Origin of the sequence: Pseudanabaena sp. 'Roaring Creek' (assembly GCF_001402795.1) — a bacterium.
In the GTDB taxonomy this organism is placed as follows: domain Bacteria; phylum Cyanobacteriota; class Cyanobacteriia; order Pseudanabaenales; family Pseudanabaenaceae; genus Pseudanabaena.
Window position 1 is genome coordinate 1 of the sequence record NZ_LIRE01000097.1, and the last position, 22,604, is coordinate 22,604.

Sequence of the window (22,604 nt, forward strand, 5' to 3'; positions counted from 1 at the left end):
AAGCGCGGTTGTAAACTAATCGAGCGCAACCCATCGTTCTTCTAAGCAAGGTTTCTTGCTCAGGAGTTGGGTAGAATCGATACTTGAATGCTTTTTGCGCCATGCTCACATTATGTCAGATATTATGTAAGATGCCTGAATTAATATAAAGCCGTGCTAGAAGCACGGGGGGTTAAACCCAGTTTTTCGATAATAGAAAATCATCTGATTGGGGGTAGTCATTGTATTGAAAGAAATATGGAAAGAAATATTCAAAGAAAATATAGTTGCATTCCCAAGAGCGATCGCAAAAATATAGTTGTTGATGCTTGAGACTCGATCCGATTTGGATTCTGAAATTTGAAGAATTTGTTAATAATCCTGATATTTTTCCTGTCTTGAAATGCTTACATATACATTAATTCAAACATCGCTCTGTTATGTTCTAGTTATGTTCTAGTTATTAAGCGTTATTCCCATCATCAAAATCAACGGTAGACCTTCTTAATCGACTGCACAAAAAGTTAGAAATAGGAGATTAATAATGAGAATTGCTCAAGTTGCTCCACTGTGGGAACAGGTTCCCCCTCCTGCCTATGGAGGTATTGAGCTGGTAGTGAGTTTATTGACTGAAGAATTAGTTCGGCGCGGTCATGATATTACACTATTTGCATCTGGAGATTCGATTACTCATTCCAAATTAGAATCTGTACATCCAAAGGCACTGCGTCTAGATACAAGTGTTCATGAATATAGCATCTATGACATGTTGAATATGAATCGTGTGTATGAAAGAGCCGATGAGTTTGACATTATTCATTCCCATGTGGGTTGCGTCTCAATGCCCTATTCAACCTTAGTTAAAACTCCGACAGTTCATACCTTACATGGAATTTTTACTGCCGACAACGAAAAGATGTTTTCCCATGTGCGCAACCAGCCTTTTATCAGCATTTCTAACTCCCAAAGAGAGACTCGTTTGGGATTAAACTATGTAGCTACGATCTACAATGGTATCGATCCTACTACGTATAAGTTCCATCTTCAGCCCGATCATCCGCCCTATCTTGCTTTTTTGGGACGTATGTCTCCCGAAAAAGGAGCGCATTTAGCTGTAGAAATCGCTAAGCAGTCAGGTTGGCATCTAAAAATGGCTGGCAAGGTAGATGATATTGATTTGGAATACTTTGAACGAGAAATTAAACCCCATATTGATGGATTTCAAATTGAATTTCTCGGAGAGGCAAATCACGAGCAGAAAAGTATTCTCATGGGTGGTGCGGTGGCAACCCTCTTTCCGATTACTTGGCAAGAGCCCTTTGGTTTGGTAATGATTGAATCGATGGTGACAGGAACCCCTGTAATTGCGATCGCTTTGGGTTCGGTGCCAGAAATCATTGCCGATGGGCTGACGGGCATTCTCTGCCAAAATGTCGCTGAATGTGTTGCGGCGATTGCTAAGGTAGCTCTACTAGATCGTCGAGCCTGTCGTGAGCATATCTTGCTGAATTTTACAGCGAAGCATATGGCCGATGGTTATGAAGCGGTCTATCAAAAAATCTTGGCGGAAAAGTATTCGCGCAATGGTCATGTTAAGACTTTGGCAGTGAGATAGGAGATAACCGATGAAAAGTTTAAATCGACAGGCGATCGCACTCATCTCAGACCATGCCGATCCTGCCGCAGAGATTGGCTTAGAAGAAGCAGGCGGACAAAATGTCTATGTTCGTCATGTGGGTGAAAACTTGGCAAAATTAGGCTGGCAAGTGGATATGTTTACCCGCAAAGTGAATCCCGATGATGATGATATTGTCCAACATTCTCCTTATTGTCGGACAATTCGTCTCAAGGCAGGTAAGCAGAGCTATATCCCTAGGGATAAATTATTAGAGCATATGCCTGAGTTTGTGAATTCATTTCAAGCATTTCAGGCTTCTCAAGGGCTGCATTATCCTTTAATTCATACCAACTATTGGCTCTCGGCTTGGGTGGGCTTAGAACTCCAAAAAACAAGCTCCGTACAGGTTTTACATACTTACCATTCCCTCGGAGTCGTGAAATATCAATCGGTAAACCAACCTTCCATTGCGGATATGCGTATGCAGATCGAACGGGAGATCTTAGAGAGAGCTAATTGCATTGTTGCTACTAGCCCTCAGGAGGCGGAGATTTTGCGATCGCAAGTTTCCGTCTATGGCAGGATTGAAATGATTCCCTGTGGAACGGATACGAGCAATTTTCGATTGATGTCGAAACCCGACGCACGTAAACAATTGCGGTTATCCCTTCAGGAACAAATTATTTTATATGTGGGTAGATTCGATCCGCGTAAGGGAATTGAAACCTTAGTGCGCGCTTTTGCTTTACTAAAGGAGCAGAGTGACAAAAAACTCAGATTGATCATTGTTGGCGGGAGTTCTCCGCATATGCCTGATGGGGCAGAAAGAGCGAAGATCGAACATCTTGTATTAGAGCTAGGGCTCTATGAGGATGTGGTGTTTGCGGGGCAGATCGGTCATGATATTTTGCCTCTCTACTACACATCGGCGGATATCTGCGTGATTCCCAGCCATTATGAGCCCTTTGGATTAGTGGCGATCGAGGCGATGGCCTGTGGTACTCCCGTAGTTGCTTCTGACGTAGGCGGTTTAAAGTTTACGATTATTCCTGAGCAAACAGGGCTGTTAGTTCCTCCACAAGATACCCTTGCCTTTGCTAATGGGATGTATCGCATTCTCTTTGATGAGTTATGGGCAAGAAAGATGCGAAAGCAAGCCTCGGCTAATGTCAATCAGCGATTTACTTGGGGAGGTGTGGCAATTCAACTCAGCGAACTGTATCGGCATATATTGGCACAATCGATTATGCATGAGCAGTCTCGCTACTTCAGTAAGCCTGACTCCAAGAATATCCTAAATTCTACTCTCTCCCAAAGAATATTGCTCAATGCCACGCAATTAAGTAGCTAGACATAAGTAAACTTAAGTCCTAGAAGAGCGTACCGCCCGCGTAGCGGGCGGTACGCTCTCTGGTTTTGGTTTTTAATTATGCTGAGCTACATGTAATTTTCCATATAGTTAGCTTCATTATTGTTCGGAATCATCATGAATAACGTTGTTGAAATTGATGGTCGGAATTTTATCCCGACTAGTGAAATGCCTGTTTCTCCTTGGGTTTGTGAAATTGGCGATCGCCCAATTTCGACCCTTACCCTCAAAGATAATGAATTGTTCTTAATTACCGATACGCTGGGCAATATCTACGATACGGGCTGTCGTGCTGAAGGGATTGAGAGCAGCATGGGGTTATTTTGTCGGGATACGAGGTTTTTGAGCCGCTTGGAATTGCAGATTGAAGGGCGATCGCCAGTTTCGTTTAGTAGTACGGCTCGTAAAGGCTTTGATATGACCATCCTATGTTCTAATCGGCATATTGGCGATCTAGAAAGCGGCATTAAAACGGAAACGATCGGCATTCATCGTGAAATCATGATCAAGGGGGGGGTATTTGAAGAAATACAAGTCACTAACTACAATACAATTCCGATCGGCTTTACGATGAGTCTTAGTTTTGATGCGGATTTTCTGGATTTATTTGAGGTTAGAGGTAATAAGAGAGAGAAAAGAGGGGATTTATTAAGGTATATATCTCCTGTTGCTGAGTTCGAGCTTGATTCACCGATCGAGATCGAACGAGAAATCGTGCTTGCTTATCTGGGACTAGATAATGTATTGATGGAATCGCGCATTCAGTTTAATTCGCTTCAGCCTGATGCGATCGAGGGATACACTGCTATTTGGCAATTAAAGCTGGCAAGTCACCAGTCGGTGACCTTAGGGTATCGAATTCATTTATTTACTAATAATCGTCCTACTTCGATGGTGAGTGTCCCGATTAACTTTGCTCAAGCCAAAAACGAAGAGTTGCTAGAAGAGACTGCTTGGACAGATAACATCACTACCATTCGTACCGATAATGAAGCTCTAAATCTAGCGATCGAGCGGGCTGTACAAGATATTTATTTACTCAGACAGACCTTTGAAGGGCATCGATTTCTTTCCGCAGGCGTTCCTTGGTTCTCTACTTTATTTGGTCGAGATTCCATTATTGCCGCTTCCCAGACCTTGGTTTTAGATCCTACGATTGCCCGTGAAACCTTGTCAATTCTGGCTCAATATCAAGGTAAAACTGAAGATGAGTCCCGCGATGAAGAGTTAGGCAAGATCTTACATGAGATTCGATTGGGAGAGATGGCGCGTTGTCAGGAGATTCCCCATACACCTTACTATGGAACTGTTGATGCGACTCCGCTCTGGTTGATGCTATATGCTGAATATTACGCTTGGACTGCGGATAACGAGTTGCTGGATAAGTTATGGTCAAATGCGATCGCCGCGATGGAATGGATTGATCGCAATTGTAAAGATACGGGTTATCTTACTTACCATCGTCGCTCTAAACGGGGATTAGTGAACCAAGGTTGGAAAGACTCAGAAAATTGTATCGTCAATCGTAATGGGGAATTGGCTCAAGGTGCGATCGCCCTATCGGAAGTGCAGGGATATGTTTATGCTGCCAAGATTCGGATGAGCGAACTGGCTACTAAAAAGAACTTGCCAGATTTTGCCACCCGATGGCAATCGCAGGCTAAAGACCTGAAGGCAAGGTTTAATCGGGATTTCTGGCTTCCCGATCAAAACTATTGTGCCCTTGCGCTTGATGGTGAAGGTAAGCCCGTTGATAGCATTACTTCTAATCCTGGTCATTGCTTAAATCTCGGTATTTTTGAGCATGACAAGGCTTTAATGGTCGCCGCAAGATTGCGAGAGCCCGATATGTATAACGGTTGGGGAATTCGGACACTGAGTACGCTTTCTCCTGCCTATAACCCCTTGGGATACCATATTGGTTCTGTTTGGCCCCATGATAATAGCCTCATCGCCCTTGGCTTGCGATCGCTTAATCTCATTGACCAATCCTTAGACGTTGCTCAAGGATTGATTAATATGACCCTATCCCAGCCCTATCATCGACCTCCCGAACTATTTTGTGGGTACGAGCATGACGGGTTTAGCTCCCCCGTTCAATATCCTGTGGCTTGTTCGCCCCAAGCTTGGGCAACGGGAACGATCTTCCAATTAATTGCCATGATGGTAAATCTCGTTCCTAATGCTCCAGCACAGCAGCTCCATATTATCGATTCTGCCTTACCCATATCGATTGGGAATATTTCTATTCATAACTTGCGAATTGGTCAGGCAGTTGTCGATCTTGACTTTGAGCGTTCTGGCATACGAGTTGGGGACACCACCACCTGTCGCGTTAATAAAAAACACGGTAATTTGCGGGTAATTATTGAAGCTTAGTTATCAGATACCTCTGATAGCAATCGTTCAAATTCTTGAGGAGTTAATTCGGAACAGGGAATCGTTACCTGATTAGGCGAGCAGTATTTGATGGTGAGGCAAACAATACTAGCTCCTTCGTCGAGTAAATCTTGTTTAAAACCCTGTTTCAAAATTCTTGCTTCTTGAAAGGTCTGAAAAGCACCGAAATAATAGAGATAGAAAGGTTTCGCGGTAAAGAGTTTAATCCACCACTGTGGGCAATTAAAGCGATCGCTTCTATTCTCTTTGGTGCTTTCTAGTCCCATTTTTCCGCCGACTAGATCGCCATTCCTGATTTCGTTAACTTTTTTTCTGCTTTCTGTGGGATGCCAGAGATCGATTTCTTTGGCGATCGATGAGCCTTGATAAATTGTTAGCTCCTCATCTTCAAACCCTTGGAGATACTGGTTTAGACGGTAAAAATTTTCGGAATTATTGTTTGACAGTTTGAGAGATTGACTAGAATTACTTAGTGACATATTGATATCCAAAGATTTTATTGGCTAAGGTTTTCCGATAACAGTCTAATATCGATTCGTGAATTAAAAATCAAACCTATTAAGGGTTTGAAAAACTAAAAATGGCATAGCTATTTTTAGTTTTGTTATAATGAAGAATTGTTTGATTAAAGCAATCTCTTTTTATTATGTTGACAAATAATTTGATTATCTTTGAAATGAATTGTTTGAATTGCTCGATTACGTTACAAAAATTAATCACTATAGCGATAAACTCTGCACAAAATTCTGCTTGATGCATATAGCAATCCTAAATGGTTTGTGGAAGCGCACCCCTTTGGGGTGCGCTTCCACAAACCCCAAAATCTACAAATGATTTAGGATAGCTATATATCAAAATAACTAGGTACAATTAAATCAAAAATAAAGCCTACATTATTGGTGAATTGTAATACAGGCTATGACTCTGAACTTAAATTATAATCAGTTATTTAAAGCTTAAGGTCGATTGTAAATGAATTGGACAAACCTAACAGCTAACCAACCTGCTAGTGAATAAACAACAATGGCAATGAGAATGTTAATATCAAAAATATTAACAGCAGCATTGGCAGTGGGGCTAATAAATAATGTTGAAAATGGAGTCATGAAAGGAGCGGATAAATTATAAATGAACTGAGTAAATTCATTTTGGGGATTTGCCCCTGTAAAACGCAATAAAAAACGCAGGAACAATAAAATTTCCAACGCTCCAACTAAGAAGTAAATACTATTGATAATCCAAGCAAATATTTCTCTTCTTCTACCAATTTCTACTCTTCCTTCATATTGTTGAAGGCGAAAACTTTCCTCTTCATTTCTTAAATCTTGCCGACGTTCGGAATTACTTTCATCGTAAGGATCTTTGTTCATTTTTAGCTCTTGAGAAAGTAAATTAGGCTGGATATAAATGGCAATAACTGGCAAATATTAATCGATCAGATAATGCGGCGACCAATAAATATATTATAGACAATACCAATCACTGCCAAAACTAATAGTAGATGAATTAATCCACCACCAATATTAATTGAGAATCCTAATAGCCAGAGGATTAGAAGCACGCCAATCCCAGTCCAAATTATATTTATCATTGCTGTTTATGGGGGATAAAAATCTAAGTAAAAAGATTAGACTGTATTCACAATCTAATCTTTGGGAAACCAAGAAAATTATTATTTAATAATTTTCTTGGTTTCGTCTTTAACATCTTCAATTGTTTGGCGAGCGGTAGCTTCAGCTTGTTTCGCTTTCCCTTCGGCTTGAGTCTTAGGATCTCCTGTTACATCTCCTACAGCCTCTTGTAATTTGCCTTCAATGTTTTTAGCAGTGGCTTTTGCTTTGTCTTGTAAGCTCATGTATTTATCTCTTGTTGATTTTGTTTGACAACTATTAATTTGGCTTAAAAAATTTAGCTTGAATTAATAGTTCGCTATTTATATTCATTCTTGCAACTGATTGCATGATCTGTAGAATGAATTGAATAGTTTGATTGAATTTGATATAAAACTTACGAAAGACTATTCTTATTTTAAATGACTAAAAATAGTCAATCTTAGTAACTGGACTATAAACTCACGACAGGTTCGAGGTAGTTTCTTGATGCGGGAATATTGTAAACTCCCCATTCATGGATTCCCTTATGTCTGAGAATGTCTTCAACTTGAATAATTTCGGCTTCCGAGCCATCAACGATGACTAAATAGCTGCCATTGACAATGTGATCGTGATAGATCTGTGCTTTATCTTCGGGGATACCTAGCCCAACTAATCCACCGACCAAACTGCCTGCTATGACACCGATCGCACTACCCGCTAAAGTTGTCGCGATCGCTGTGGCTGTGGTTCCGATCAAGACAATCATGCCGATTCCAGGAATAGCTAATGTTCCTAAGCCAACTAACAATCCTGCAATCCCACCAACGGTTCCACCCGCAATTGCACCACCTGCGACCGCGCTGGTCTTTACACCATATTCAGATGGATTGGATTTAAAGCGATCGGTATCTTTGGCGATGAGCGATACTTGATCCATGGGAAATTTTCCTTCTCGCAATTGATTGAGTGCATCCTCTGCTTCCTCATGGCTAGAGAAGAAACCCACAGCACGCTTATTTCTGATGATTGTCATTGCTTTACTCAAAGTAATCAGGCTGTAACTACTTTGACAATCTACGGATTAATTTATGGAATGAATTGGATGAATTGATTAACTACGGTACAAAATTTAAGCTCCACAGAGAAATCCCAAAAAAAAGATGAGTGGCGGCGCTTCGCGCCGCCACTCATCTTTTTTTTGGGATTTCTCTGTGGAGCTTAGGCTAAAGTTTCAATTACTTCAGAATTAGCAAAACGGACTTTTGCCAGTTCTGCGTACTTGTCATCGCTAGCACGATATCCCGCAGCACAGGCGACTACGGTAGCATAGCCCTTACTGGGTAGTTCTAAGATCTGATCGTACTTAGCAGGATCTAGTCCTTCCATTGGGCAGGTATCTACACCTAATAAAGCCGCAGCAGTCATAAAGTTACCTAAAGCAATATAGGTCTGGCGGGTTGCCCATTCGTTTACGGTCAGGCTTCGAGGACCATATATAACATCACCAACCATCATGTTGCGGTAGCCTGATAGGGATTCGGCAGGAATTCCACGGACTTCAGCAGTTCTTTCCACAAAGTGATCGATATGTTCGGCGGTTAAGTTTTTCTTAATCGAAAAAACGACAAAATGAGAACAATCAGTTACCTGATCTTGATTCCAAGAAACAGGCTTCAATGCGGCTTTGATTTCGGAATTGGTAATCACCCAAAATTTCCAAGGTTGTAAACCATAGGAGGAAGGAGTAAGGACAAGGGACTCGCTCAATGCTTGCCATGTAGCCTCAGGAATAGTTTGATTTGCATCAAACTTCTTGGTGGCATAGCGCCAATTCAACCGTTCTAGTAGAGTTGCTGTACTTATAGATTCAGTGGTCATTACTCTTGAATTGGGTAGTTTTTACTTGTGATGCTATGGTATCAGATTGAAATCAGGTAATCCTAAAAAGGGAAGGATTTAGTATGGTAAGGATGGGTGACGCTTTGGGTCACCCATCCTTACCATACTAAATATCTATCAGTCATTTCTTCCTCCCTATTGGGCTATTTTGATGGGATGGTTCGCCAAGCCAGAGAGGGTACCGCCCGCTGCGCGGGCGGTACCCTCTCTGGCTTGGTATTTAGGCTTTGGGAGAATAATTGAGATCTTCGGTATTTAAGAATTTATCCCAGAAGGTGAAGTACAAACCATAGTGCTTGGTGTATTTAAGGTGGTGGATGGAATGGTGGGCGGGACCGATAAACCAGTTGCCAAGCCAATGATGAGGAAAGGTGAGGGGCAAGCGATCGAGCCCTAGATGGTTGACGATCGCCCAGATTGTCATTGTCGTGAGGACGGCAATGAGGGTAATAAAATGGAGCGGGATAATAAAAGCGATCGCCATCAAGAATAGGGACTGGACGATCGCTTCTAAAGGATCAAAGGCAAAGGATGTCCAAGGGGTCGGATATCGCGATTGATGGTGTCCTTGATGTAACCAAGGAAAAAGTAAGGGGTGATGAAAGAGGCGATGGGTAAAGTAGAAGTATGTATCTTGCAGAATCAATACGATGATATAGCTCGCTCCTAAGTACCAGAATCCATAGCGATCGCCATCGCTATATAAACGCGTTATCCCTAAGTTATAGGCAGTCACGATGGAGGCAGCGGCGATCGCAAATATTGCCGATGATATGATTGAGAGTTGAATGTCATGCTTGATCGCTTGCCAAGTTGGGGAAAGAGACTTTGGTAAGGATGCGCTCTCTATACTCTTAAAGGGCTGATAAAAGAAGCAATAGGCTCCACCTGCCATGAGAAAGTAGCGCAGTCCAATAATTCCAAAAAAAGCAAGTCCGTAAAATCCAAATGAGCGATCTATCAATTCATTCTCCTTGCCATTCTCGTTTTTCTAATTCCTGTTGAGATAAAAGTAAGGTCGCTTCGATCTCTTGACGAATTGCAGCAGTTACTTCACAGTTACTATTCAAACAATCAACTAATAACTGATTAGCATCATAATAGCTTTGGAGAACCCGCTGCTGTTCGGCACTAAATGACCAATCATGGTTCACATTACGATAGTGATTGGTCGTTTGCCGCAATTGCTCTACCCAATTGTCATGATGAGGTTTCCACCAATCCTCTAACCCTTGCCGCTCCTTGGGTAGTTGATCGTACAGTTGTTGCAAAGATTTTTGGAACCCAGCATCGATCACTATTCCCAAAATATTACTGAGAGCATCGCCACATAGATGGGCATGGGCGAAGTCAGGGCTCTGGTTAACCGCGCATTCCAGTACGAGATTATCTAGGGCAGTGTCAAGCATCAGCCCCTGATCGAGAGCACAGGCAAGGGCGAAATCTGCCACCTGATGCGGCGATCGCGATAGGGCTAAATAAAAGGCGCGGATCGTTGCATCTTTTGATTCCGTAGGCAGAGTTTGGGTTTTACTACTTGCCCATACTAAAAACTCCTGTAGATAAGGATCTTTGGCAACTAAAGCATCGATCTGCTGCTTCATCAATTGCATCAACGAATCAGCACTACGCAGCATTGACGAGGTTAAGAGAAAGATCTCGTGCCAATGCGGATCGGTGAGATGGCTCACCAGCCCCTCCAAAGCTTGATCGAGGGCTTGGAGATTATGACTAGCGACAATATTTCGGGCGGTAAAATATTCTTGAAAGGCAAGATAGGAAAAAGAGAAGACTCCTCTTGCCCGTTCGATCAATAGTCCATGCTGAGATTCGATCGCTTTCAATACCGACTCGCTAGCATATTGAAGTTCTTCTGGTTCCGAAGTGACATCGGGCAACTGTTTTAAATAGTCGCCAATATACTGTTCGATCTTGCGTTGCTCGAAAAAATAATCGCCCTTCTCAAAGGTAATCGCCGCCAGTTGACTGAGCAATTTCAGCTTTTGAGGTAAGGCAAATCCTCGGTAAATATTGTCCCGTTCGATGCCCTTAATCTCATCCCACTTACCTAATAAGAGATCTAAGCCCTGTTTGTAAAATTCTGTTCGTTTACTAGGAAATTTCCCTTGGGCATGGAACACCCAACAGGCGAGATGGAGAAATAAGGGCGTAACGACCATTTGACGAAGTTTCCAGTTTTCGGATCGTTCCAACTTCTCCATAAACTCTTCCGACTTCTCTTCATTTAACTCCAACTGATCTTTGGCAAAGGTGGAGAACCATTTTTTGGCAAAGGTCGTAATTTGTAATTGGGTAAATGGCGCAAGCTCAACATCGGTAAATCCAAAGTTTTGCAGCTTTTGAGCCGTAGTCCGACAGGTGACCACAAACTGATTTTTATGGAACTTATCCGAAAATTTACAAATCTCGCGCAGTACTAAGGATATCTCTTCATGCAGTACCTCATCTATCCCATCGAGGAGGAGTAAGACTCGTCCTGCTTTCAATAAAGTTTCAATCGCTGCGGGATTATGTATACCTGAGTTAAGCAGGATCTGGCGGATATAGGTGAGGAGGCTGAACTTATCATTGTCCCTTGCATCTTCAGCAAAATCCTTCAGCTTGATAAATATGGGAACTTGATGGGCGGCAAACTCACCGCGATCGCATTGGATTGCCAAATATTTTAAAAAAGTGGTTTTCCCAGCTCCAGGTTTACCAAGCATTCTCAGCTTTGAGTAAGTTTCGACCGCACTCATCCCCGATACTTGCTTGCTCTGGATCGCTCCAAAACCGACGCGATCAAATTCTGAAAGTTGTAAATTTTGGAGTTCGGCAATATCAATCCATTTCTGACTGGGGACTTCTTCCAAAATATTAACATCTACATAGATATCTTCTATGCTGACAGGACGGCTAATATCTAGTAATTGCAATAGTCCGCAATGATGCCAAATGCTTTCATGGTGTTGCGATCGCACTTCGCGGACTAAGCTGTCAATATCCAATGCACCAGCTTTGAAATTCTCTCCATATTCTGGGAATTCCGCAGGTGGATTAGCCGCAACTTCACGCCAATCTAAATCTAAAATCGAACAAATTTCCATAAAAATATGTCGATCCACGGGTTTACCCGTAAAAAAGCGCCAAATAGGTTGGCGGGTTTTGAGGTTAACTTCTCCTGCTAAATTTTCCTGCGTCCATCCTTTTATGGCGAAGGAACGTTTTGCCTGTTGAATACCCAATGGACATGCTTGTAGAGATCGCTTGACCATAAAACTTAGCTACTTATATTGTTTTTCTAAGGAATATGTCGAAATTTTTAGACTTATTCATGCTACGACTTTTTACTGATAGAGAACCATAGCCAAATCTAAAGAGATTCTGTGGAAAAGTATTGAAATAGCATGAAATCAAACAAATCAAACCCTGATTTCAGGTAGATAATGTTTGATTTAATGGAAGCAACTATTTAAACTGCCCTAAATAAGCCCCAAATAAACCCCAAATAAAGGGAATATTTTCATACTAACAATCGCCAAAACTTGCCCAAGATTCTCGAAGAAAATCAAAATGAGAACCTGACTCAGGAAAACCTTAATGAATATATTTGCATCTTCATTATTAAAAAACATCACCGCGATCGCCTTAATCGGTACGCAGAGACAGCCTTTTACGCCGATCGCGACGGAGGGAGCTTTAGGTAAACTGCTGGCAAGTATCGATATGACCGATCGGGAATCAGCTTTATTAGATACCATCAGCAGCATCACTCTATATGCAAAAGCTGGACAGTTACCGCTGCAAGATAATACATCACTCGGCTCTCCATGCGACCTAGAGGATTTACCCCGTTGCAGCGATCGCACCGATCGCTATCTATCTCTCATGATCGATGGCGATCGCGATTCAGTTTTACCCGAACTACTCCAAACTCTTGCTGATGCAGGGCAAAGGGTAAACGAGAGGAATCTACCTGCATTATTATCCTTGGGCAAACGTCATTCAGAATTACGGGAGGCGATCGCTAGCGTCGTTGGCAAAAGGGGGCAATGGCTAGCAGCTCAAAATCCTGAATGGAACTATTTAGCTGGGGATGATGACAATGAAACCCTATGGGATACAGGTAGTAAAGCATCACGATTGCTCTGGCTCACTAAGTTACGCCGCCAAGCCCCCCAGCAAGCCCGACAAAAATTAGAGTCTAGCTGGAAACAGGAAAGTGCTAGCGATCGCGCGGCTTTTTTAGAGCTCTGCATCACAAATCTAAGCATGGAAGATGAGCCTTTTCTGGAATCCTTGCTGGACGATCGGAGCAAGGAAGTACGACGGACTGCCGTCAATCTACTCACCTATTTACCTGAATCACGATTTGGGCAAAGAGCGATCGCTAGAATTGAGAATTTAATCAAACTAGAGCGCATAAAGGATCAAAAGGATCGGCATTATTTTACGGTGGAGTTGCCCAATAGCCATACAGCGGAGATGGCAAGGGATGGCATCGAAGCCAAAAGTGCAGATAGTCAAGTAGGCGATCGGGCTTCGTGGTTCTTCCAAGACTTAATCGCAGTCCCCTTATCCTTCTGGCATCAGCAATTTACCCTATCGACAGAGGATCTCATTCAAGCAGCCCATCATCCTCAAAGTGATCGCTTAATCCTACAAGGATGGATCGCCATCGCCCAAAAGACCCAAGACCTAGTATGGTTACAAGGCTTGGTGGATTTAAACAATCCAGAAATTACAAATAAAATTGCGAATCTCACGCTAGCCAATTCCATCCCCCATCAAATCTCTAACGACAATCAGCAAGCCGCATGGATATATCTCATCAAACATCCTGCGATCGCTTTTAGCAATCTCCATCATTCGCTTCTGTTTAGCAAACAAGCCGTATGGAATCTGGAAATTAGCGAAATCGTTTTAGAACTAATCATCATTAGGCATATAGAAAGCTTTATTAACAATTCTCTATCAATGCATCAGACTAGCAACTACTGGACAGTCAAAGAATTTATCCAGAATTCATCTCAGTATATGGCGCGATCGAGCTTCCCGATCGCAAAAGCCAAAGCCTTGGCAATCAATCAGAAGTTGCAGGAAGCAAGTCACAACTCTGATAACCCCCAAGAACTTAAACAATGGGGATATGTGCAAAACGCATTTAAAAATGCGATCGAAAAATTTATCGATGTACTGCAACTGCGGCAAGAAATGCTAGAGTCAATTACAGATGATGGAGTGAGTTTATGACTGGTGAAAAGCAATCAGCGAGAACATCTAAAGCCAATAAAGCTAAAGCAGAAATTACCACAGAAACCAACGAAAAAACTACCGAAAGAACTACTAAAAAAGGAGGGGAATCTCCGCAGGAAATAGCTACGTCGGTATCAACCTTATTGCGCGAACATGCGGAACATCAATTTGCCCATGAATTAGAAGAAATCGCGAAAATAGATACCAAGCAGCGTCCTCCCAATTGGAAGCTTTCACCTTGGGCGGTATCGACCTATTTACTCGGAGGTAAGCTAGACAACGGCTTTGAAGTTTCTCCCAAGTATATTGGCAACAAACGCATCATCGAAATTGCGATCGCGACCCTGACAACCGATCGCGCCTTACTCCTCTTTGGCGTTCCTGGCACAGCCAAATCGTGGGTTTCCGAACATCTTGCCGCTGCGATCGCCCGCGACTCGACGTTGCTCATCCAAGGAACCGCAGGAACCAGTGAAGAAGCGATTCGCTACGGCTGGAACTATGCCCGTCTCCTCACTGAAGGTCCCTCCATAGATGCCCTCGTAGCCAGCCCCATGATGCGGGCAATGACCGATGGCAAAATCGCCCGCGTCGAAGAGTTAACGCGCATTCCTTCCGATGTCCAAGACACCCTCATTACCATCCTTTCAGAAAAGACGTTACCAATTCCCGAACTCAATTCCGAAGTCCAGTCCACAAGGGGATTTAACGTTATTGCTACGGCAAATAATCGCGATCGCGGCGTAAACGAACTCTCCAGCGCTCTCAAACGACGCTTTAATACCGTCATTTTACCCGTACCCGACAGCAGTGAAGAAGAAGTAGAAATCGTGCAACGTCGCGTGGCTAGCCTCGGTCGCGCCCTCGAACTACCCGCCGAGCCCCCGGCCCTCGAAGAGATTCGCCGCATCGTGACCATTTTCCGCGAACTCCGCAACGGCATCACTAGCGATGGGAAAACTAAATTGAAGTCTCCTAGCGGTACGCTTAGCACCGCCGAAGCGATTTCCGTAGTTAACAGTGGTTTAGCCCTAGCCGCTCATTTTGGCGATGGTTATCTACGCGCAGGAGATGTCGCCTCTAGCCTGATTGGGGCAGTAGTAAAAGACCCGATACAGGATGGACTAGTTTGGAAAGAATATCTCGAAACAGTCATGAAGGAGCGGGACAACTGGAAAGACCTATATCGTGCTTGTCGGGAGGCTAGTTAACCCTTGGCTAGCGATCGCTCTTCTTCTAGTTCCTCCAACTCCCATAAAGTCCATATTTTTGGCATTCGCCATCATGGACCAGGTTCGGCACGCAGCTTAAGCCAATCGCTGGCAAGTCTTCAGCCCGATCTCATTTTAGTCGAAGGTCCTCCTGAAGCTCAAGCGCTCCTACCCCTAGCCATCCATGCTGAAATGCAACCACCTGTTGCCCTATTAGTCTATGCCCCCGATTGCTTAGAAAATTCCGTTTATTTCCCCTTCGCAACCTTCTCTCCTGAATGGCAAGCCATCCAATATGGTTTCCACAATAATATTCCTGTCAGGTTTATGGATCTGCCGCAAGCCCATTGTCTGGCAATGAAAGAACCCGCTGCAAGCCCCATAGAAGAAGAACCCCAAGAAAATCCCGCTCCAACGCCTCATACCACCTTAGGCATCTCTCACAGAGATCCTCTAGGATGGCTAGCTGAAGTCGCAGGCTTCAGTGATGGTGAAAGTTGGTGGGAATATATGGTCGAACATCGCCAAGATAGTAATGATCTATTTAAAGGGATTTTGGAGGCGATGACAGCCTTACGTGAGGAGCTAGATTCCTCAGAAGATCCCTTCGACAAAATACGCGAACAACAGCGCGAAGCCTATATGCGCCAGACAATTCGCACCGCCTTAGCGCAAGGGAAAGAGCGTATTGCGGTAGTTTGTGGAGCTTGGCACGCTCCTGCCCTAGTCAACCTACCGCCCGCAAAGGTTGATGCTGAGATCCTCAAAGGACTGCCCAAAGTCAAAATAGAAGCTACTTGGATTCCTTGGAGCTATAGCCGACTCGCCCTCGCAAGCGGTTACAGTGCAGGTATCAATTCGCCAGGATGGTACGATCACCTCTGGACAAACTTTCAGCATAATTCTGAACAAGTCGTCATTCGTTGGATTACCCGCGTTGCCAGATTATTACGCACTAAGGATATTGATGCTTCCTCTGCGAGTGTCATCGAAGCAGTGCGTTTAGCCGAAGCACTATCAGCCCTGCGCGATCGCCCCCTAGCAGGGCTACCCGAACTTAACGAAGCAATTCAATCCGTGCTCTGTTTTGGCGATCCTCTGCCCATGCAAGCAATCCATCAGGAATTGATCGTAAGCGATCGGATGGGGAGAGTGCCCGACAATACCCCCATGGTTCCCTTGCAACAGGATCTAATTCGCCAGCAGAAACGCCTTCGCTTGAAGCCAGAAGCGAAAACCCTAGAACTAGATCTCCGCAATGCTACGGATTTAGAGCGATCGCAATTACTCTACCGTTTAACCCTACTCAATATCCCTTGGGGAAAGAACCAATACTCAAAGGGCAAAGGAACTTTTAAAGAACCATGGCAATTACAGTGGGAACCCGAATTTGCCGTTCGACTAATCGAAGCTGGGGTCTGGGGACAAACCATCCTCGATGCTGCCACTAACTACACAAGACACCAAGCCAATCACGCCAAGGATCTGCCCAGTCTCACCAACCTAGTAGATAAAGTTCTCTTAGCTAATCTCGGAGAGGCCGCGAGTTACTTGATGACGCGCTTACAAACCGAAGCCGCGATCGCCTCCGACATCACCCACCTAATGCAAGCCTTACCTCCCCTCGGTAACCTATCAAGGTATGGGAATGTCCGTCAAATTGACACCCAAATCATTTCCCACGTAGTCGATGGATTAATCACGCGCATCTGTATAGGGCTTCCCGTAGCCTGTGCCTCTCTAAATGACGAAGCCGCTAGCCAGATGTATGAATTAGCGATCGCCATGAATCGTGTCATTACCCTCCTGCAAAATTCTCAATATGACTCTCTATGGCATGGTGTACTAACCCAATTAACCAACCAATCAGGAATACATGGCTTGTTATCGGGCTGTTGCTGTCGCCTATTACTCGATGCAGGAGTCTTTAGTAGCAACGATGTCGAAACCCATATGGGGCTATTTCTATCCGTCACCAACGATGCCAACCAAGCCGCAAAATGGATCGAAGGATTGCTCAAAGGAAGTGGAGTCGTCCTCCTCCATGACGATCGCCTCTGGCAAGTTCTCGACAACTGGGTAACAAGCCTCTCCCCAACCACCTTCGATTTAGTGTTACCCCTACTCCGTCGTACCTTCTCTACCTTCCCTGCTCCCGAACGCCGCCAAATGGGAGAGCGTGTCAAGCAAAACTCATCCCCCCAATCCCCAACCTCAAGAAATAACGCTATAAGTCATGCAAACCTAGATATAGAAAGAGCAGAAAACATAATACCTGCGATCGCTCAACTACTGGGCATTAGCCTAAAGTAAGCTCCATTGCGATCGTCAGCCTTCTCTTCTTGGGTAATGAAACATCAGTTCGGGTTAAGCTGGCAAACCCTTTCTCAAAGCCCGTTGCAAATTATCCCGAACTGACGTTATTTAAAACCAGAGAGCGTTACGCTCTCTGGTTTTGCTACTTACTCTTATTTCAACCAACCCAGTCCTACTCCCGTTAGCAATAAAGCGCCAAATATTAGTCGATAGCCCACAAAGATCCAAGTTGTATGGGTTTGGAAAAACTTCAATAGCCATGCGATCGCCAAATACGAAAAAATCACCGATGACAATAGCCCGATCGCTAACGCACCCATACTGACATCACCAAACCCTTTTTTGACAATGCTAATTAATTCGACCAAACCACCAATCGTAATCGCAGGAATACCTAATAAGAAGGAAAATCTGGTTGCTGCCACCCGATCTAAACCGAGAAACAATCCTGCGGTTAGAGTAGAACCAGATCTAGATACTCCAGGGATGATTGCCATCGCCTGCGCCAAGCCCATTAAGATGCCATCAATTACCCTTACTCTCTGAAAATGACGTTTGTCTTTGTCCTCTCGTCGCCCCAATATTTCCGCTAGTGCAAGTAAGCTAGACATCACAATTGAAGCAATCGCGATCGCCGTTAAACTACGCAAGGGCGACTTGTCATAGTCTGGGACAAATATCTTAATTAGCAATCCCACAAACAAAATCGGGAAAGTACCTAAAACGATCGCTGTGGCTAGCTTAAATTCTTGGGATTTGTAATTTTGCGATCGCGCCGCTTGAATACTCCCCAGCGTAATATTGCGAAGATCTTTCCAGAAATAGCCAACAACCGCCACGATGCTGCCAAGCTGAATGACGGCATCAAAGGATAAGCCTGCATCTTTCCATCCCAAAATTGCGGGAAATACCTTCAGATGAGCCGTACTACTAATCGGCAAAAACTCAGTTAGCCCCTGTACGATTCCCAAAACAAATGCTTGCCAATATTCCATAAAAATTTAAGCTGACACAAAATTTAAGCTGACACAAAATTTAAGTTGACACAAAGGACGTAATACTAATTCCCCAAATGGCGTAGCCATTTGGGGAATCTCAAAACCTTACTGGGTTTGTTTTTTAATTCACAAAAGTGTTGTCACACTTTCGTGAATTGGTATAAATAGCTGGGCGCAACTAAATATACCCCCCAAAAAATCCACAGCGCAAGAATGGCGCAATTAAATATACCCCCCAAAAAAAGCCGTAGCGAACGCGCCGCGTTCGCTACGGCTTGTGACGCTGTTTTTTAATGCTGCGGTTTTTAATGCTGCGGTTTTGCTGTCATAATGAATAATAAAATCAATTTCTATTGAACTCGGTATAAATATATGGATTTAAGAGTATTAGTCGTATTGGGTCCCATTGCTTTAGTAGTGGCTTGGGCAGCCTTTAATCTTGCAAAAGCTGTGATCAAGGGCGAAGCTTCCCTATTTGGCAAACAGGGCAATAACCCTTTTCAATAATTTCCGCGTAAAAGCCAAAGATTAAGAGAGGACGCATTGCGTCCTCTCTTAATCTTTGGCTTTCTTTGGGTTTATTGTTAGGGATGCACAGTCATAAGCATACATAGCGATAAAATAAACCAAGAAATAAACAAAATTAATCTTGTAAGGTAGCTAAGATATGGCGATCGGAGAATATAAGCCTGGTTTAGAAGGAGTTCCTGCCACCCAGTCCAATATAAGTTATGTTGATGGTCAAGCAGGATTGCTCGAATATCGAGGCATCCGTATTGAGGATCTCTGCAAGCATAGTAATTTCCTTGAAACCAGCTACTTACTAATCTTTGGTGAATTGCCACAAGCTACTCAACTAGAAGAATTTGAACACGACCTTACGCACAGAAGAAGGATTAAATATCGCATTCGCGACATGATTAAGTCTTTCCCAGATAATGCTCATCCAATGGATGCATTGCAAACGAGTGTGGCGGCTTTAGGGATGTTCTATCCTCTGGGAAATTTTCATGATGCTGAATACATTTATCAGGCAACGGTAAGGCTGCTTGCCAAGGTGCCCACAATGGTGGCAGCTTTTCATATGATGCGTCAAGGCAACGATCCTGTAATGCCCCGCGACGATCTCGATTATGCTTCCAATTTTCTCTACATGTTAAATGAGAAAGTTCCCGATCCTCTAGCGGCGAGAATTTTTGATGTATGCTTGACCCTTCATGCCGAACATACGGTTAACGCTTCCACCTTTGCGGCTTTGGTAACGGCTTCGACCCTGACCGATCCCTATGCGGTGATGACTTCGGCGATCGGGACTTTGGCAGGACCTCTCCATGGTGGTGCTAACGAGCAGGTAATGATGATGCTTGAGGAAATTGGCTCCGTTGACAATGTGACCGCATACTTGGAGCGCAAGATCGAACGCAAAGAAAAGCTCATGGGCTTTGGTCATCGCATTTATAAAGTCAAAGATCCGCGTGCGATCGTACTACAGGACTTAGTGCACAAAATGTTTGATGAGTTCGGGCATGATCCTTACTATGACATTGCCCTAGAATTGGAAAAGCAGGCTTATGAAAAGCTTGCCAACAAAGGGATTCATCCAAATGTCGATTTCTACTCGGGCTTGGTGTACAAAAAACTTGGTATTCCTAGCAATTTGTTTACAACTATTTTTGCGATCGCCCGCGTGCCTGGATGGTTAGCCCATTGGAAGGAACAACTCTCTGATAACCGTCTCTTCCGTCCAACACAGGTTTATACAGGTTTACATGATGTAACCTATATACCCATAAGCGAAAGATAAAGCTAAAGAGAGTGCGTGAAACGCGCTCTCTTTGGTTGTTTATGTGATTATTTGTTTTTTGCCGATCAGCCAATAGGTCACCATATCCCCGCGTCCCTTGACGGTGATACTGCCCCGTGATTCCAGCAAGTAATCCTCTTTTAGCCGCTGATAAGTCGCTTCAGTGACCTGAATATATCCTGGTTTTCCGTGGGACTCCATCCGAGATGCAACATTAACGGCATCGCCCCATAGGTCGTAGATAAATTTCTTGATGCCAATTACTCCCGCAATGACCGCTCCCGTATTAATGCCAATCCGCAGTTCTATGGATTCACTCAGCAGACTAGGAGAGTTTTGGATATAGGCTTGCATGTCCAGCGCCATATCCGCGATCGCCTTAGCATGATCTGGGCGTGAAATCGGCAAACCTCCCACCACCATATAGGCATCGCCAATCGTTTTGATTTTTTCTAGCCCATACTTTTCGGTTAATTGGTCAAAGGCGGAGAAGATCTGATTTAGCCCCGAAACTAATTCTAGGGGCTCCATCCGCGCCGACAAGCTAGTAAAGCCGACAATATCCGCAAATAGGATTGTTGCATCTTCAAAATGCTCGGCAGGCGATTCATTCGTTTGTTTGAGGCGATCGGCGATCGAGGCAGGTAGGACGTTTAATAGCAACTGCTCCGAGCGTTCCTTTTCCTTTCGGAGTTCAGCCGTGCGTCTTTCGACTCGCGCTTCTAATTCCTCATTAGCTAAACGAAGAGATTCTTGACTTTGGTAGAGTGCCGCAAAGGATTCCTTTAATTGGGCGGTCATGTGATTAAAGGAATGACTCAGGGTGGCAATTTCCACGATCGCACTACTATGAATCTGTTGTTCTAGATTACCCTCGGCAACCTGCTCGGAGGCTTTAGCCAACTGTAATAATGGACGAGCGATCAAATGCGCTGCCCGAATACCAAGGAGAATCGAAATAATTAAAGCCCCCAAACATAAGAAAAGAGTATCCCGATTATTTTGATTGATTTGACCCATGAAGTCATTTTCAGGCACGACCACCACCGTCAGCCAATCAATACCCATCTCATCTTTAATGGGCAATACCTGCACGTAATACCAACCGCCATCACTGCTTTGAAACTTGAGATTTTGGCTACCGTTAATTGCGGTAAAACTGCCAAATTTTTCGAGCAGATGTCGCGCAGTTGCTTTGATTATGGGATTGTCACTTTGAGTGACTAAAAGCCTCTCAATTGTCCGATTATCTCCTTCCCCAATCACCTTAAAAGGTTGGGCGATCGCCGAACTTGCTACCAAATTCCCCGTTCGCTCGATAATAAAGCTTTGCGCATTGGCACTAATCTGCAAATGGCTGAGGAAGTCTGTAACCTGAGTCAAGCGGACATTAATACATAAAACGCCTTGGAGATTTCCTTGGGAATCGAAGATTGGCGATACGGGCGAAATCCCCATAACTGTATTTTTACTGGAAAAAAATGGGTAGATCTCGCTCCAAGTTGTTTTTCCCGCCTGTTTTGCTGCTTTGTACCAAGGGCGATCGCGCGGATCGTATTTAGCAGATTTTAGGAACTTTTGGCGATCGCCAACACTATTTAAAGCATAGGTTTCTCTTTGAGGAATAGTTTCACTAGTAACCGTTTTCAGTTGGACAGTACCATCTTCCTGATATTCAACACCGACAAACTCTCCTTTTTCATTACCATAGGATAGATATCCCTCAAAGTTTCCTTTATGCACTATCTGCCAAAAATAGCGTTGCATTCCTTCAAAGTCTTTCAGGTTAAGGTTTACGCTTAAAACATTTGCCTTAGTTAACCATAGGGTGTTTTGAGATTTATGGAGATAACCGATCACATGCTGTTCAATTCTGGCGCTAATTTCTCCATTTAATCGGTCGGCAAGAACGTTAACCGCTTGCTGTCCATTCCGAAATGATAGATAGCCTACTATACCTACGGCTGCAATGATTTGCAGGACAAAGGGAATGACAATGGTTGTCCGCAATCGAAATTTGGGAATGGACAATTTAACGATACTCATAAATTAGTGAGATTTTTAGTAAGATTATCGCAGTTGATTTGCAAAAAAATCGTCAGAATTACTTACTTTTTTAATAGTCTCGCGATCGTCTATAGCTATAGCCAAATAAGTTA

The 22,604-nt window shown here is 43.7% G+C and carries 19 protein-coding genes; 8 read left to right on the forward strand and 11 right to left on the reverse strand.

Going from position 1 to position 22,604, the window contains the following annotated elements:
- On the reverse strand, positions 1-103 hold a 103-nt coding region (locus AC805_RS03100), incomplete at its 3' end, for a helix-turn-helix domain-containing protein (RefSeq protein ID WP_156341292.1).
- Positions 104-523: 420 nt separating this feature from the next.
- Between AC805_RS03100 and AC805_RS03105 the strand changes: the two genes are divergently transcribed.
- The 3 genes from AC805_RS03105 to AC805_RS03115 all read left to right on the forward strand — a co-directional run bounded on the left by AC805_RS03105 (position 524) and on the right by AC805_RS03115 (position 5,345).
- Positions 524-1,594 carry a glycosyltransferase family 4 protein gene (locus AC805_RS03105; RefSeq protein ID WP_055074059.1) on the forward strand — a complete coding sequence of 357 codons (1,071 nt, stop codon included), beginning with the start codon at positions 524-526 and terminating at the stop codon, positions 1,592-1,594.
- 10 nt (positions 1,595-1,604) lie between these two features.
- Complete coding sequence (locus AC805_RS03110; protein WP_082429384.1) at positions 1,605-2,948, forward strand: glycosyltransferase; 1,344 nt, start codon at positions 1,605-1,607, stop codon at positions 2,946-2,948.
- 135 nt (positions 2,949-3,083) lie between these two features.
- A complete protein-coding gene (locus AC805_RS03115) occupies positions 3,084-5,345 on the forward strand; it encodes an amylo-alpha-1,6-glucosidase (RefSeq protein ID WP_055074060.1) in 2,262 nt (753 codons plus the stop codon).
- Here AC805_RS03115 and AC805_RS25115 read toward each other — a convergent pair.
- The 8 genes from AC805_RS25115 to AC805_RS03155 all read right to left on the reverse strand — a co-directional run bounded on the left by AC805_RS25115 (position 5,342) and on the right by AC805_RS03155 (position 12,135).
- Entirely contained in the window at positions 5,342-5,845 is a 504-nt protein-coding gene (locus tag AC805_RS25115; RefSeq protein WP_055074061.1) for a DUF1816 domain-containing protein, read from the reverse strand. The two genes, AC805_RS03115 and AC805_RS25115, sit on opposite strands and share 4 nt — an antisense overlap.
- A 477-nt stretch (positions 5,846-6,322) precedes the next feature.
- Complete coding sequence (locus AC805_RS03130; protein WP_231662416.1) at positions 6,323-6,790, reverse strand: YggT family protein; 468 nt, start codon at positions 6,788-6,790, stop codon at positions 6,323-6,325.
- Between the two features lie 11 nt (positions 6,791-6,801).
- Complete coding sequence (locus AC805_RS25415; protein ID WP_142603538.1) at positions 6,802-6,957, reverse strand: lmo0937 family membrane protein; 156 nt, start codon at positions 6,955-6,957, stop codon at positions 6,802-6,804.
- Positions 6,958-7,038: 81 nt separating this feature from the next.
- Positions 7,039-7,221, reverse strand: coding sequence for a CsbD family protein (locus tag AC805_RS03135; protein ID WP_055074064.1), 183 nt, complete (start codon positions 7,219-7,221; stop codon positions 7,039-7,041).
- A 209-nt stretch (positions 7,222-7,430) separates the two neighbouring features.
- On the reverse strand, positions 7,431-7,994 hold the full coding sequence (locus AC805_RS03140; protein WP_055074065.1) for a general stress protein: 564 nt from the start codon (positions 7,992-7,994) through the stop codon (positions 7,431-7,433).
- A gap of 185 nt (positions 7,995-8,179) precedes the next feature.
- On the reverse strand, positions 8,180-8,839 hold the full coding sequence (locus AC805_RS03145) for an NAD(P)H-dependent oxidoreductase (protein ID WP_156341293.1): 660 nt from the start codon (positions 8,837-8,839) through the stop codon (positions 8,180-8,182).
- Between the two features lie 241 nt (positions 8,840-9,080).
- On the reverse strand, positions 9,081-9,824 hold the full coding sequence (locus AC805_RS03150; protein ID WP_055074066.1) for a sterol desaturase family protein: 744 nt from the start codon (positions 9,822-9,824) through the stop codon (positions 9,081-9,083).
- Between the two features lies 1 nt (position 9,825).
- Positions 9,826-12,135 carry an NACHT domain-containing NTPase gene (locus AC805_RS03155; RefSeq protein WP_055074067.1) on the reverse strand — a complete coding sequence of 770 codons (2,310 nt, stop codon included), beginning with the start codon at positions 12,133-12,135 and terminating at the stop codon, positions 9,826-9,828.
- A 325-nt stretch (positions 12,136-12,460) separates the two neighbouring features.
- On the opposite strand from AC805_RS03155, the gene AC805_RS03160 reads away from it, so the two are divergent.
- From AC805_RS03160 to AC805_RS03170, 3 genes are read left to right on the forward strand one after another with little or no spacing between them, the layout of a single operon-like run.
- Complete coding sequence (locus AC805_RS03160) at positions 12,461-14,113, forward strand: DUF5691 domain-containing protein (RefSeq protein ID WP_055074068.1); 1,653 nt, start codon at positions 12,461-12,463, stop codon at positions 14,111-14,113.
- Complete coding sequence (locus AC805_RS03165) at positions 14,110-15,327, forward strand: AAA family ATPase (protein WP_082429385.1); 1,218 nt, start codon at positions 14,110-14,112, stop codon at positions 15,325-15,327. The genes AC805_RS03160 and AC805_RS03165 overlap by 4 nt, the downstream gene beginning before the upstream one ends.
- Positions 15,328-15,330: 3 nt before the next feature.
- Positions 15,331-17,640, forward strand: a complete 2,310-nt coding sequence (locus AC805_RS03170; RefSeq protein WP_055074069.1) for a DUF5682 family protein — start codon at positions 15,331-15,333, stop codon at positions 17,638-17,640.
- 155 nt (positions 17,641-17,795) lie between these two features.
- Here the strand turns inward: AC805_RS03170 and AC805_RS03175 are convergent, their stop codons facing one another.
- Positions 17,796-18,638, reverse strand: a complete 843-nt coding sequence (locus AC805_RS03175) for an undecaprenyl-diphosphate phosphatase (protein WP_055074070.1) — start codon at positions 18,636-18,638, stop codon at positions 17,796-17,798.
- A gap of 375 nt (positions 18,639-19,013) precedes the next feature.
- On the opposite strand from AC805_RS03175, the gene AC805_RS03180 reads away from it, so the two are divergent.
- On the forward strand, positions 19,014-19,148 hold the full coding sequence (locus AC805_RS03180; protein WP_055074071.1) for a photosystem II protein Y: 135 nt from the start codon (positions 19,014-19,016) through the stop codon (positions 19,146-19,148).
- A 160-nt stretch (positions 19,149-19,308) separates the two neighbouring features.
- Entirely contained in the window at positions 19,309-20,445 is a 1,137-nt protein-coding gene (locus AC805_RS03185) for a citrate synthase (RefSeq protein ID WP_055074072.1), read from the forward strand.
- A 39-nt stretch (positions 20,446-20,484) separates the two neighbouring features.
- Here the strand turns inward: AC805_RS03185 and AC805_RS03190 are convergent, their stop codons facing one another.
- Positions 20,485-22,491, reverse strand: coding sequence for an adenylate/guanylate cyclase domain-containing protein (locus AC805_RS03190; protein ID WP_055074073.1), 2,007 nt, complete (start codon positions 22,489-22,491; stop codon positions 20,485-20,487).
- Positions 22,492-22,604: the final 113 nt, after the last annotated feature.

Coding starts and splice junctions, on each gene's coding strand:
- AC805_RS03105 (WP_055074059.1), top strand. CDS start 524: ATGAGAATTGCTCAAGTTGCTCCACTGTGGGAACAGGTTCCCCCTCCT.
- AC805_RS03110 (WP_082429384.1), top strand. CDS start 1,605: ATGAAAAGTTTAAATCGACAGGCGATCGCACTCATCTCAGACCATGCC.
- AC805_RS03115 (WP_055074060.1), top strand. CDS start 3,084: ATGAATAACGTTGTTGAAATTGATGGTCGGAATTTTATCCCGACTAGT.
- AC805_RS25115 (WP_055074061.1), bottom strand. CDS start 5,845: ATGTCACTAAGTAATTCTAGTCAATCTCTCAAACTGTCAAACAATAAT.
- AC805_RS25415 (WP_142603538.1), bottom strand. CDS start 6,957: ATGATAAATATAATTTGGACTGGGATTGGCGTGCTTCTAATCCTCTGG.
- AC805_RS03135 (WP_055074064.1), bottom strand. CDS start 7,221: ATGAGCTTACAAGACAAAGCAAAAGCCACTGCTAAAAACATTGAAGGC.
- AC805_RS03140 (WP_055074065.1), bottom strand. CDS start 7,994: ATGACAATCATCAGAAATAAGCGTGCTGTGGGTTTCTTCTCTAGCCAT.
- AC805_RS03145 (WP_156341293.1), bottom strand. CDS start 8,839: ATGACCACTGAATCTATAAGTACAGCAACTCTACTAGAACGGTTGAAT.
- AC805_RS03155 (WP_055074067.1), bottom strand. CDS start 12,135: ATGGTCAAGCGATCTCTACAAGCATGTCCATTGGGTATTCAACAGGCA.
- AC805_RS03160 (WP_055074068.1), top strand. CDS start 12,461: ATGAATATATTTGCATCTTCATTATTAAAAAACATCACCGCGATCGCC.
- AC805_RS03165 (WP_082429385.1), top strand. CDS start 14,110: ATGACTGGTGAAAAGCAATCAGCGAGAACATCTAAAGCCAATAAAGCT.
- AC805_RS03175 (WP_055074070.1), bottom strand. CDS start 18,638: ATGGAATATTGGCAAGCATTTGTTTTGGGAATCGTACAGGGGCTAACT.
- AC805_RS03180 (WP_055074071.1), top strand. CDS start 19,014: ATGGATTTAAGAGTATTAGTCGTATTGGGTCCCATTGCTTTAGTAGTG.
- AC805_RS03185 (WP_055074072.1), top strand. CDS start 19,309: ATGGCGATCGGAGAATATAAGCCTGGTTTAGAAGGAGTTCCTGCCACC.
- AC805_RS03190 (WP_055074073.1), bottom strand. CDS start 22,491: ATGAGTATCGTTAAATTGTCCATTCCCAAATTTCGATTGCGGACAACC.